This window comes from Thalassobacterium maritimum (genome assembly GCF_031127805.1).
Taxonomy (GTDB): Bacteria; Verrucomicrobiota; Verrucomicrobiia; order Opitutales; family Coraliomargaritaceae; genus Thalassobacterium; species Thalassobacterium maritimum.
The window spans coordinates 80701-92110 of record NZ_JARXHW010000016.1 but is presented as its reverse complement, the minus strand read 5'-3'; the positions used below and the strand labels follow the sequence as shown (position 1 = coordinate 92110).

General features: G+C 53.3%; 11 protein-coding genes. 6 read left to right on the top strand and 5 right to left on the bottom strand.

The genetic code is table 11. The features are described from left to right. Positions 1-308 precede the first annotated feature (308 nt). The gene (locus QEH52_RS08955) at positions 309-977 is read right to left on the bottom strand and encodes a transposase (protein WP_308949837.1); all 669 of its coding nucleotides are present in this window, start codon (positions 975-977) and stop codon (positions 309-311) included. A 209-nt stretch (positions 978-1186) separates the two neighbouring features. Between QEH52_RS08955 and QEH52_RS08950 the strand changes: the two genes are divergently transcribed. Genes QEH52_RS08950 through QEH52_RS08940 form a run of 3 tightly spaced genes read left to right on the top strand, consistent with a single transcriptional unit; the run spans position 1187 to position 2802 of the window. After that, the gene (locus QEH52_RS08950; protein WP_308949836.1) at positions 1187-1606 is read left to right on the top strand and encodes a SufE family protein; all 420 of its coding nucleotides are present in this window, start codon (positions 1187-1189) and stop codon (positions 1604-1606) included. A gap of 40 nt (positions 1607-1646) precedes the next feature. Then, positions 1647-2351: a TatD family hydrolase gene (locus tag QEH52_RS08945; protein WP_308949835.1), complete on the top strand. Its 705-nt coding sequence runs from the start codon at positions 1647-1649 to the stop codon at positions 2349-2351. Next, positions 2344-2802: a DUF983 domain-containing protein gene (locus QEH52_RS08940; RefSeq protein WP_308949834.1), complete on the top strand. Its 459-nt coding sequence runs from the start codon at positions 2344-2346 to the stop codon at positions 2800-2802. The genes QEH52_RS08945 and QEH52_RS08940 overlap by 8 nt, the downstream gene beginning before the upstream one ends. A 244-nt stretch (positions 2803-3046) precedes the next feature. On the opposite strand, the gene QEH52_RS08935 is transcribed toward QEH52_RS08940, so the two are convergent. Together QEH52_RS08935 and QEH52_RS08930 are read right to left on the bottom strand one after the other, a co-directional pair. Continuing rightward, positions 3047-4300 (bottom strand): diaminopimelate decarboxylase, encoded by a 1254-nt coding sequence (locus QEH52_RS08935; RefSeq protein WP_345785458.1) that lies wholly within the window; start codon positions 4298-4300, stop codon positions 3047-3049. Between the two features lie 57 nt (positions 4301-4357). Beyond that, positions 4358-4747 (bottom strand): hypothetical protein, encoded by a 390-nt coding sequence (locus QEH52_RS08930; protein ID WP_308949832.1) that lies wholly within the window; start codon positions 4745-4747, stop codon positions 4358-4360. A gap of 126 nt (positions 4748-4873) precedes the next feature. On the opposite strand from QEH52_RS08930, the gene QEH52_RS08925 reads away from it, so the two are divergent. The 3 genes from QEH52_RS08925 to QEH52_RS08915 all read left to right on the top strand — a co-directional run bounded on the left by QEH52_RS08925 (position 4874) and on the right by QEH52_RS08915 (position 8526). Continuing rightward, the gene (locus tag QEH52_RS08925; protein ID WP_308949831.1) at positions 4874-5335 is read left to right on the top strand and encodes an NUDIX domain-containing protein; all 462 of its coding nucleotides are present in this window, start codon (positions 4874-4876) and stop codon (positions 5333-5335) included. A 71-nt stretch (positions 5336-5406) separates the two neighbouring features. After that, on the top strand, positions 5407-6660 hold the full coding sequence (locus tag QEH52_RS08920) for an FtsW/RodA/SpoVE family cell cycle protein (protein ID WP_308949830.1): 1254 nt from the start codon (positions 5407-5409) through the stop codon (positions 6658-6660). Between the two features lie 87 nt (positions 6661-6747). Continuing rightward, positions 6748-8526: an Rne/Rng family ribonuclease gene (locus tag QEH52_RS08915; protein WP_308949829.1), complete on the top strand. Its 1779-nt coding sequence runs from the start codon at positions 6748-6750 to the stop codon at positions 8524-8526. Positions 8527-8624: 98 nt separating this feature from the next. Here QEH52_RS08915 and QEH52_RS08910 read toward each other — a convergent pair whose 3' ends face one another. Continuing rightward, the gene (locus QEH52_RS08910) at positions 8625-9692 is read right to left on the bottom strand and encodes a hypothetical protein (protein ID WP_308949827.1); all 1068 of its coding nucleotides are present in this window, start codon (positions 9690-9692) and stop codon (positions 8625-8627) included. A gap of 4 nt (positions 9693-9696) precedes the next feature. Further along, positions 9697-11292: a hypothetical protein gene (locus QEH52_RS08905; RefSeq protein ID WP_308949825.1), complete on the bottom strand. Its 1596-nt coding sequence runs from the start codon at positions 11290-11292 to the stop codon at positions 9697-9699. Positions 11293-11410: the final 118 nt, after the last annotated feature.

Below are 11410 nucleotides of genomic sequence, written 5' to 3'. Positions count from 1 at the left end.
TACGTAAGACAGGCGCCCTCGCCTGTCTCCCAGCGCGACGCAAACGACAGACAAGAGTGTCTGTCTTACGTAAGACAGGCGCCCTCGCCTGTCTCTCAGCACGACGCAAACGACAGACAAGAGTGTCTGTCTTACGTAAGACAGGCGCCCTCGCCTGTCTCTCCAGCTCGACGCAAACGACAGACAAGAGTGTCTGTCTTACGTAAGACAGGCGCCTTCGCCTGTCTCCCAGCGCGACGCAAACGACAGACAAGAGTGTCTGTCTTACGTAGAACAGGCGCCCTCGCCTGTCTCTCCAACTGTCCACCCTATCTATCCCCAGCAAACCAGCTCGCCTGCCCCTGACCTAAACAATAATGTTCTGATGACAGTTTTGCTTTTATGGGATTTTGCTGAATGTAATCTGAAGCCTGCTTCAATTTTTCATAATTTCGAACGATGTGCGTGAAGCTCTCCTCCATCCACAAGCTCCCGGTCCTGCCTAAAGCCTTATTAATACGATGCGCTGACACACCTTTCAATGCCTGCAATATATTAGACAACGAGGCATCCCCAAACGGACGTAATAGGAGATGCACATGATTCGGCATGATGACCCAATCTCCTAAGAAGTAGTCGATTCCATCTCGGAAGCGCAGACTTTGAATCAAAAATTCGCGATTCGCCTGAACCTTCAATAAACAGTCCCCCATGCCCTGATCGAGCCAACGCTCCATCTTTTCAGGAAAGTTCAGCTTATAATAGCGCTGCTGCATGGCACTCCACGGTTTCGGATTTTGCGTAAGCCATAGAGCTTTCTTCTCCTTCCATTGATTCAAAATATGAATCGGCAATGAATCCATTAAACGAGCAGTCACGAAATAGGTCGCATTCACCTGTTTCCATTGTGGCAAATGCCTCTGCGTCTTAGCCCGGCCTCGCCCAAATTCGAACCCTCGAAAAAAGCTAGGATGTTCAGGCTGCAGTTCCTCGCGCATACAAATATCCTTTCAGAAGGCCGGAAAATCGTCAATTCGACAAACGCTTAAAAGCGTAACGACAGACAAGAGTGTCTGTTTTACGTAGGACAGGCGCCCTCGCCTGTCTCTCAGCGCGACGCAAATGACAGACAAGAGTGTCTGTCTTACATAAGCCTCTTATTTTTGACTTCTAAATTCCTCTGGCTAGCTTCTAACTCTAAGACGCTATGAATTTAGAAGAAAAGAAAAACGCACTGGTCGAGGAGATCACCCTCATTCCTGATCCCTACGAACGACTGGGCTACATCGTGGACCGCGGCAAGAAGGCCAAAGGTCTGCCCGAAGACTTGCGAATCGATAGCTTTAAAATCGAAGGCTGCATGTCTCAACTCTGGGTGGTTCCTTGCTATCAAAACGGACTGTGTGATTTTCAATCGGAGTCGGACTCTGCTATCGTTAAGGGCATCGCCAGCCTACTCTGTGATTTCTACAGCGATGCGAAACCTGAGGAAATCGTGAAAACGGACGCCGACTTCCTGGGCGATGTGGGCATCACGCAACACCTCTCCCCCAACCGCCGCAATGGTCTCAGCCGTATCGTGGAATCGATCCAGCGCTTCGCTCAGTCTTGCTTGGCGGAGTCATAATAGCTAGGGGCTTCACTTGTGAAGACCGCATCAGGCTCCCATGAAACTCTACGACGCACATTGCCATCTGTTCGGAGCATCGCGTCATAAGGTCGTCGTCAATGGGACCTGCCCCGCAGATTGGCGGGAAGTCATCGAGTTCGCCGAAAAGGACCCACAGGTCATTTCGGCGATTGGCTTGCACCCATGGCAAGTGCAGGACGCCCCCAGCGATTGGCAAGCAAGCTTCTTCAAGCAGATCGACTCCGCTCAAGCGGTGGGCGAGATTGGCCTCGATCAATGGATCGAGGGCTACGACATTGAGCGTCAGCAAGCCGCCTTCAGCTGGCAATTAGAGCAAGCGGCCCAGCGTAATTTGCCCGTTTCAATCCACTGCCTCAAAGCCAGCGATTCTTTACTTCGCATTTTAAAGACACAGCCCTGCCCCAAACGTGGCATACATCTGCACGCGTATAGCGGCTCCGCCGAGCAAGTTTCGCATTTCGCGCAATGGGATGCCTATTTCTCATTTCACGCAGGTCAACTGGGCGACCGCGCCCAAAAAGCGCCCGCGGCCCTTCAGGCAGTGCCCATTGATCGCCTCTTGATAGAAAGCGACGCGCCCGACACAATCCCAAGCAGTGAAGCCCATGCCACCTTTCTACTTCGCGGCTACCAAAGGGCCGCCGAACTGCGCGGCCTGACAGTGGAAGCACTCGCGGAACAAGTGGCCGCCAATTTCAAACGCTATTTTCTATATGATTGACCCCAGCCTCAGCCAGCTCCCGAAAGTGAGCCACAGCGATATCGTGCGCCGTGGCCTACGTTGTCAGTGTCCCAACTGCGGACGATCCAAGCTCTTTCGCTCATTTCTGAAAATTCATCATCGTTGTCCCTGCTGCGGCATGACGCTGGAGCGTGGCGATGGCTACTACCTCGGACCGCTCTGTATTAATTACGGCATCGCAGTCTTCGGTGCGGTCGCGCCGCTCTTACTCGCAGGCTTTGCAGGCTGGATACCTCAGCGCCCCGCAATGATAGCAGCTGGAATCGCCGCACTACTGCTCCCGCTCATGCTCTATCGCATCTCTTGGAGCCTATGGCTGATGACCTATTACTTCTGCCTGCCCGACGAATTACACGCCAACCGCCCTGAAGACAGCGATGAATTATCGTTCGAAGAGGAACAGAGGAACGGGACGAACGTCGACCATTGAACGTCCAACATCCAAGGGTGAATGGGAGATACGCGGGGTTGCATGCACGACACGAGGGAGAATGGGGCGAACACTCGATTGTGAATTATTGATCATTCGACCTTCACCTATGACGTAGCCGAGTGCTTTAGCCTCGGTTCGAGCGTTCGACTAGCCGCAGCCAGCCCAGCGCCAACGGGGTCTAAAGTCCCCCGCGACTAGTTCACATTCAAAATTGGACGTTCGACGTTGGACGTTGGACGTTCTAAACTTCGTTGGCCCAGATGTCTGCCAGCTGTTGACGACGACGGATCAGCCGCGGCTCACCGTCGGCTTGAAGCATCACTTCCGCGGCTTCGGGATACGAATTATAGTGCTTGGGCGTCATCGCTGAAGCATAGGCCCCGGAACCATCGATCACGCAGTAGTCACCAATGCTGGCCTCGGGCAGCTCACGCGTCGCGAGCAGCTCTGGGTCGCCAGGCGCAGGTGTCAAAATATCCCCCGACTCACAGCAGTGGCCCACGACCACATATTCTTTAGTGCTGGCGGCCTCTTCACTCTGCAAGAGACTGATCGGGTGTTGCGCTCCGTAAATGGAGGGACGTAGCAATTCCGTCATGCCAGTATTGAGCTTAATAAAATCGTATCCCGCCTCGCCGGTAGAGACGACATCTTGCACCTTGGACAGCAAGGCACAGGCATTGGCGACCAAGAAAGTGCCTGGCTCCACTTCGAGGCGGATCTGGCGACCGGTCTCGGCCGCGAACTCCTCAAACTTTTCCTTGATCGGCTGGCCCACCACTTGCAGGTCGGTCGACTTCTCGTCCGGCATACGCCCGACTTTGAAGCCGCCTCCGAGGTTGAGCGTCACCACATCAGGAAACTGACGCACCATTTCAAAATTCATCTTCGACACCTTGAGCCAGACCTCGGGATCGCTGCCTGAGCCAATATGTGTATGGATGCGCACCGCAGTGAGCGAATATTTAGCCAATAGCTCTTTGATCTGAGGGATCCACTCGTACCAGATACCAAAGCTGGAAGACGGGCCGCCCACATTGGTACGGTTATTACCGCCCGAGCCGGCTCCGGGGTTGATGCGAATGCCCACAGCACCACCGGGCTGGAGTTGCCCGAAACGTTCCAGCTGTGCCAGCGAGCACGCATTCAGCTGGATACCTGCCTCCAAGAGCTCGCCCAAATCCTCTGGCAACTCTTGCGCACTGAGGCTGATTTTCTCAGCAGCAATGCCCGCTGCCATCGCACGGTGCACCTCATGCCCCGACGACGCATCGATATGCAGCCCTGCTTGGGCAAAAATCTTTAAGATCGCCGCGTTGGGCGAAGCCTTCATCGCATAGCGAGCCGTCAAACCGAAGGCATTAGGAAAAGCCAACACAGCGGCTGCATTGGCCTCCAATGTCTTTTGATCGTAGACATAGACGGGCGTGCCGAAGTTTTGAGCGACTGCATGAGCGCTCGTGTAATCTAGGAAGCGTGGCTGTATTTTCTGCACCATGCGAGAGAGCAAATGCGCTTCATCCGCTCAGGCAAGCGCGAAACCATACAGCTCCTAAACTTCCCCCAGACCTCTTTTAATTTTCCTCCGCGGCTCTGCACGCTCACAGCCATAGCTCTCCAACATTTCCGCGACCAGAGCAGGCAAATAGGTCAGGTTGGCTCCAGCCCCCGCCGCTTCGCCTGCACAGCAAACATAACCGAGCTCCTCCTCGAGCGACATCTCGAGTCCACGTGCATCCAACCAAGCGCGCACCGTGCGCAAAGATGCTACCCATTGACGCAGGGAAAATGCACTCTCGTCACTCAACTCCAAGAGTTGCCGTCGGGCGTCGGCCTGCTCTGCGCCCGCGAAATTAGCCTCTAAAAATGAGAGTAATTGCGGCGAATCTCCAAACTCAGCCTTGATGGGCTCGGCCCCGAAACTATCTACAATATCTACCATGGCTCATGCTATTGACACAAGCTGCAGTAAACCGCAAGTGACTCGCACAATCGCAACACAAATTTCACAGAAGCCGCGTTGAGTCTTGCCCCTGCGTCAATCTCCTTTTGGCTGTCAATTCTGACTATGCGCCATATTCGAACAGCGGCACGCGCCCTCATCATTTTGAATCAAAAAGTCCTCGCCATCAAAATGCGCGACCGCTCGGGCGTGTTCTACATTCTACCTGGAGGCGGCCAGCGCCACGGCGAGACCTTGCGCCAAGGGCTCAAGCGTGAATGCCTGGAGGAAATCGGAACCGAAGTCGAAATCGGCGAACTGCTCTATGTGCGCGAATACATCGGAAAAAATCACGAATTTCGCAAATCGCACCACTCCTTCCATCAAGTTGAAAACGTCTTTAGCTGCTCCTTGCCGGATCCCGACAGCATCGGCCCCGGCACCGAACACGATAAAAAACAGGTCGGCGTAGAATGGATCCCGCTCACAGACTTGCACAATCGGCGCTTTTTACCTGAAGTGATCAAGCCCTTCTTCAAGGATGGCGTCTTCAGCCCCCCCAGCAATTATCTCGGAGACATCAACTGATCGGTATTGTTAAAACTGAGAACTGCAGAACACTCATAGACTGCATTCCATATCCGTAAGTCCATATCCACGTGTCCGTCTACCGTCGAATATTTAGTAAGAAATATCAGAACCTGATGCACCCAGGGGAGCGACTTCGTTTCGACATCGTGAATCCGCTCTGCATACTCGTACTCTGCCTAGTGGGGCTGATGTTCATCTATTCGGCGCAAATTTCCTATCAAGGCGGCCACTGGAAACGACAGCTTTTCTGGATCGTCATAGGCATAGGGACCTACACCGGCATTTCGGCCATTAACTACAAGTATATCCTGCAATACGCACACATCGCCTACATTGCGGGCATTTGCGGGCTCTTGCTCACCACCAAATTTAGCCCGATTAGCTTCGAAGATATGGGGGCCCGTCGCTGGATCGACCTGGGAGTCACCCGAGTGCAACCCACCGAAGGGGCCAAGATCGGCACCCTGATTATGGCGGCCAGTATTCTAGCCCGATCCGAGATCGGAACAGTCAAAGATTCACTGCTCGTGCTCACCAGAGTCGCCGGTGTCTTTTTACTTCCAATGTTGTTGATTTTCCTGCAACCCGACCTAGGTTCATCGCTTGTCTTTCCACCAATGATTTTCGCTCTGCTATATGTTTCTCGATTATCCGAGAAATTTTTCCTGAGTGCGTTCGCAGCTTTCGCGATCGCACTGGCTGCGCTTGGGGTCGACCTATACGGCTACAGCCAGCACCTGGAAGCTGAACGTGAAGCGAAAAGCTCGGATCAAATAGAGGCAGTCGGCGACTACCAGTCGCTGCTCCCCATTCGCAATTATCAAAGAAATCGGATTCTCACCTTCGTCGCCCCCGACGTGGTGGACCCGACCGGCACCGGCGCGAGCTGGAATGCCAATCAAGCAAAAATTTCTGCCGCAACTGGTGGATTGTCGGGCAAAGGGTACCTCAAAGGTACCCAAGCACAGCTCGGCTATCTGCCACAAGCGGTGGCACACAACGACTTTATTTTCTCCGTGATTGCGGAGGAAACAGGCTTTCTTGGAAGCGCGTTCGTCGTCGGGCTATTTTGCCTGATGGTCGCCAACGGCATACGTATTGCCGGACTCGCAAGAGATCGATTTGGAATGCAACTGGCCATCGGTGTCAGTATTCTATTCCTCGTCCACTTCTTCATCAACATTGGCATGACTATCGGCATTACCCCGATTACTGGACTCCCGCTTCCGTTTTTAAGTTACGGAGGCTCCTTTGTTTTGAGCTGTTTTATTCTACAAGGTCTTGTGCAAAGTGTATACCGGTATCGAAAGGATTTCTCATGATACGGATACACCCACGCACCTACAGATTACAGAGAGAAAACAGACAAAACTTGGGATCCCCACCTCACCCACGGGAAACCAAGACCAATGAACGACGAATCAAACACTCACAAAAATTCTAATAACGACGCAAAAAGCGAACACGACGAAAATAGCGACAATCAATACACCAAAGAACTGATCTCCGCTCCCAAGGAAAAAAAAGCGGAGCGTATCGACACCCGTGCGCTCAAAGACGACGCGGCCAAGCGCGAAAAGAAACAACCGCTCATCACTCGCATCGTCAAAGCCATCAAAGCCGAGAAGAAGTCTTACACCGAGCTGATTATCAACTCGGAGCCACTCGAAAAACGCGTCGCCTTATTACAAGACGGCGTGCTCGAAAAGTTCGAAGTCGAACGCAGCGGTGAAGCACGTGAAGTCGGCGCCATTTTCAAGGGACGCATTCAAAACTTGGAGCCTGGCCTCAAGGCAGCCTTCGTCGACATCGGCGAAGAAAAAAATGCCTTCCTGCACTACTGGGACATTCTGCCAGCCGCCAAAGACAACAGCATCGAGGTGGTCCGCGACAATAAATCTGAAAAGCAACGCAAGCGCGAAGCAGAAAAGATCACCGTTAAAGACATCCCGCGCCTCTACCCGATCGGCAGCGAAATCGTGCTACAAATCACCAAGGGCCAAATCGGCACCAAGGGCCCACGCACCACCACCAACATCGCCCTGCCCGGTCGCTTTCTGGTGCTGATGCCTTACACCGGCACACTCGGTATTTCCCGCAAGATTGAGGACAAAAAAGAGCGCTCTCGCCTGAAGGGCATCTTGCGCGATCTCACCCTGCCCGAAGGCATGGGCATCATCGTCCGCACTGCGGGCGAAGGTAAAAAAGCCCGCTATTTTATCCGCGACCTCCACATCCTACTCAAGCGCTGGGAGGTGATCAACCAGCGCATGGAATCCACTAAGAAGCCGGCCTGCCTCTATGTAGAGCCCGACATCGTCGGCCGCACAGTGCGTGACTTCCTCACCGAAGAAATCGACCGCGTGATGGTCGACAAGAAGGAGGACTATGACAATGTCATGGAGGAGGTCATGAAGATCTCGCCTCGCTCCAAGTCCAAGATTCACATCTTTAAAGACGACATCCCGGTCTTCGAACGCTTCAATATCGAACGCCAAATCGAGCAGACTTATATGCGCTGCGTACCCCTGCCAGGCGGCGGCGAAATCGTGATCGAAGAAACCGAAGCGCTGATCTCGATCGACGTAAACACCGGCTCGCACAAGAATAAGAACAAGGATGGCAAAGACTTCATCCTACAGGTCAATCTGGAAGCCGCCACCGAGATCTGTCGCCAAGTGCGGCTGCGCAATATCGGCGGCCTCATCATTCTCGACTTCATCGATATGAAGGCGAAAAAAGACCGCAACGCCGTACTCGCTCGCATGCGTCGCGAAATGGCCAACGACAAGGCCAAGAACCACATCCTACCGATCTCGACGCTCGGCATCATGCAAATGACGCGCCAGCGCCACTCGGAGAGTCACTCCAGCGGCATCTACACCGACTGCCCGTATTGCCACGGCCGCGGCTCGGTCAAGAGCTCTCGCACTATGAGCGTGGAAGTGCAACGTCGCCTAATCAGTGTCATCCGCCACATCCGCGCACGCGATGGCCACGATAAGGAGATCGCACTACGCGTATTGCTCCACCCGACCAACCTCGAACGCCTGCGCCAAGAGGATGAGGATCTGCTACTGGAAATCGAGCAATCCTACGGCGCACGCCTCTCCTTCCGTGCCGATCCGATCTATCACGTCGAGAATTTCAAGATCATCGACATCGAGAGCGGCCAAGAACAGCGCTAAGCGGATAGGCCGAAACGAGCCATACGACACATTCTTCAATGGATCTAGGTGCAGGCCACCTAGGTCCATTTTTTTTGAATGGGTATAAGCGGAAAAAATCACAATTCGCGCGCATAAGGCTGCTGCAAGGCATACCCCTCGCCGTCTTCCAACTTGCCCGGCCAATCGATCAGATTATATCCGGCCAATTTCGCGGCGCGAAGCACCACCGCATTGAGAAAGCGCTCGTAATAAAAAATCGCATAAGGCTCCGGCACCGGCGATTGGATGATCACGGGCGGGTTCACTCGCTCCAATAAAGGACGCAAGCGCGCCACCAGATCCAGTGCCGCCGGCTGCTCACTGGTAAAAATCCAACGATGCCCCGGCTGCGCGCGTTCGGCTTGAAAGGGACCATGCGAATAATCAAGCAAATCTCGAATACGTGGCGGTGCACAAAACACGGTCTCCAGCACCTTGGCCGCTAAATTTTGCGCATAGAGCGAGCTGCAATCACTAAAATAAAAATCAACACCCGTCAAAAGCTCGTGAGCGCAGCGCTCCAGCAGCTCGGTGTCGGGCAAGTCGACCGCCCAGACGGCATCCAGCATATCGGAGATCCTGGCCTGAGCTACAGTAGACTGAGCCTCCGCAACTGAGGCCGCGACCTTCCACGCCGCCAATAAAGCACAGGCAGGCCCGATGATGCGCGGCAAAATTTCAAATTCATCCTCCATCGGGTGCGTCACAATGGAAGCGCCCTCGGCTTCCAAATCCTGCAAGAGCTGCGCACGGTCAGTCTTGCCGGCTTGGCGCTGTCCCTCCAAGGTGGACGAAGTCACCAGCGTCAAACCCGCAAACTGTGATCGCCGCGCCAGCACGATCTGCGCGTTGGGCGAGAGCCCTTGGGTAAAAACGACCAAATGCTTACGCGCGCTGGCGGCCGGCAGCTCGCCATAAAATGCACAGGTCGGCAAAAATTCCGCATGTTGCTGCGGGATACGATTCAGTTGCGCCTGCAAATACTTGGCGGCCGCCTCCGAACTCCCAATCCCAGTAGTGATCACCTCGCGGGCCGCACCGGCAAAGACAGGCGTCGGCAATGACGGAGCCAAAGTTTGCCGTAAACACTCCGGAACTTGTTCAATCCGTTGTGCCAAAATATCAAGTCCGCGTTGCAAGCTCATTGCCTCAAGTCTCAGACTCTAGAAAGATCCAATCAACTACATTTAAACCACTACGGTGCAGCGCCTGTGCATACTCGTTTTTCTCTATCAAACTATTGGGCGAGTTCATGACCATCTGAATGTTCATGCTCGGGAGATGGCTTTTCAAAATTTGAAAGACACACTCGTAGTCACGCTGATCAAAAGGAACGCCGAGCTTACGGTAGGACTCGCGAGTATCATAGCTACGATTTTGCTCGCGAAACATACGATCCAGCGAGAAAGCACCGAAACCTGCCCCACGCCCATCCTGATACACCAGCACCACCGCACCACTGCCATAACGCACGATGTGTTGAATCGCGCGGTTATACTTCGCCTTATTCTCGTCCACTTTTACAGGAAAACGATTCAGGATAGACTCACTCTGAATGCGTACAATCGGCCGATCATAAGACTTGGGCTTACCATGGGTCAGCACCACAAAGTCATCGCCACTCACGATATCATAATACACATGCACGCGAAACCAATAAGGCTCAAAGAGCAGACGCGCGAATGGGTTTTCTTTGGGGTCCTTGCCCTTGGCTTCGATCGCTTTGGCATCAATTTTCAAACTCAAGCGATTCCCGCGAATTGATTTAAATTCGCGAATCATCGGCTCGTCCCCCAGGGTATACGGCTCCAGCTCCTCATCGCCTAAGATCTCACGCACCAGATCGTAAGACACCACGATCTCGTCGTCGATAGGACGAATCGGCAGCAGATAACTCGCCATATATATAAAGCGCTCCGCTTGCTCTAAGCGCACAGGCTTAAAAGGCACTACGGCTTCGGGAAGGCGAATGTCCGCCAGCGGCAGCTCATTCGGCCGCGAGAGCACATGCCCGGACTCCTGCTTCGATTTCAAATAAAATAAATTAAAAGGCCCCGGCTCATACTCAATCGATTCGGTGCGCTCGACGGTCAATCCATTGCGCTGCATCGCCTCCACTTTGTCGGGATTATTCGTCAACACCACCCACTTGGCATCAATGTCCAAAATGTGCACGATATCGGCGATGTTGAGATACTGACGATAATCCTTCTTCAGCCCCAAAGTCTTATAAGCATCAAAGGTCGATAAGGTGTCGCCACTCGCCTGCACCAACATCCGGTCGCGTGCCTTCGCCGAGTAACCAACGCCGCGCCCCTCTTGTAATAAATAGAATAAGACGCCATGCCCACTCTGAGCAATCTTCTCCATCGCGCCCTCAAGCTGCTGCACACAATCGCAATCGCAGCCACCGAGCGTTTCACTCGTCACACAGCTCGAATGCATACGTGTGTGTAATAGCTCCGCGTTTTTAATGTCCCCATACGTCAGTGCAATGATATAGCCCTTGTGAATGATATCTTGAAAGATACATGCACGAAAATCACCGAAGCGAGTGGGCACCTGCGTATGTGCGAGATACACAGTGGTACCATGTACCGGATGGCGATCGATCTCTGCCTCATCCAATACCGAAGCCTCAACAGAGTATTTGCGCAACCAATCCGGAAGATGATGAATATCCATATGTGCCGGTGTAGAGGCAGTGGACGGTTCGACGGTGGACGTAGGTTCGCTAGTACTCATAAATATAATTTTCTTTTTTTCATATCTATTAGCATGCTTCATGCCAGCTATCCGCGAAAAAGAAGCGACTGCATCTAGCGAAAATTCAAATTTGCCGCGATCAATGTTGGACCTTCGC

Excerpts from the sequence above, each read along its gene's own strand:
- QEH52_RS08945 (WP_308949835.1), top strand. The coding sequence starts at position 1,647 with ATGAAACTCTACGACGCACATTGCCATCTGTTCGGAGCATCGCGTCAT.
- QEH52_RS08910 (WP_308949827.1), bottom strand. The coding sequence starts at position 9,692 with ATGAGCTTGCAACGCGGACTTGATATTTTGGCACAACGGATTGAACAA.
- QEH52_RS08940 (WP_308949834.1), top strand. The coding sequence starts at position 2,344 with ATGATTGACCCCAGCCTCAGCCAGCTCCCGAAAGTGAGCCACAGCGAT.
- QEH52_RS08930 (WP_308949832.1), bottom strand. The coding sequence starts at position 4,747 with ATGGTAGATATTGTAGATAGTTTCGGGGCCGAGCCCATCAAGGCTGAG.
- QEH52_RS08905 (WP_308949825.1), bottom strand. The coding sequence starts at position 11,292 with ATGAGTACTAGCGAACCTACGTCCACCGTCGAACCGTCCACTGCCTCT.
- QEH52_RS08925 (WP_308949831.1), top strand. The coding sequence starts at position 4,874 with ATGCGCCATATTCGAACAGCGGCACGCGCCCTCATCATTTTGAATCAA.
- QEH52_RS08915 (WP_308949829.1), top strand. The coding sequence starts at position 6,748 with ATGAACGACGAATCAAACACTCACAAAAATTCTAATAACGACGCAAAA.
- QEH52_RS08955 (WP_308949837.1), bottom strand. The coding sequence starts at position 977 with ATGCGCGAGGAACTGCAGCCTGAACATCCTAGCTTTTTTCGAGGGTTC.
- QEH52_RS08950 (WP_308949836.1), top strand. The coding sequence starts at position 1,187 with ATGAATTTAGAAGAAAAGAAAAACGCACTGGTCGAGGAGATCACCCTC.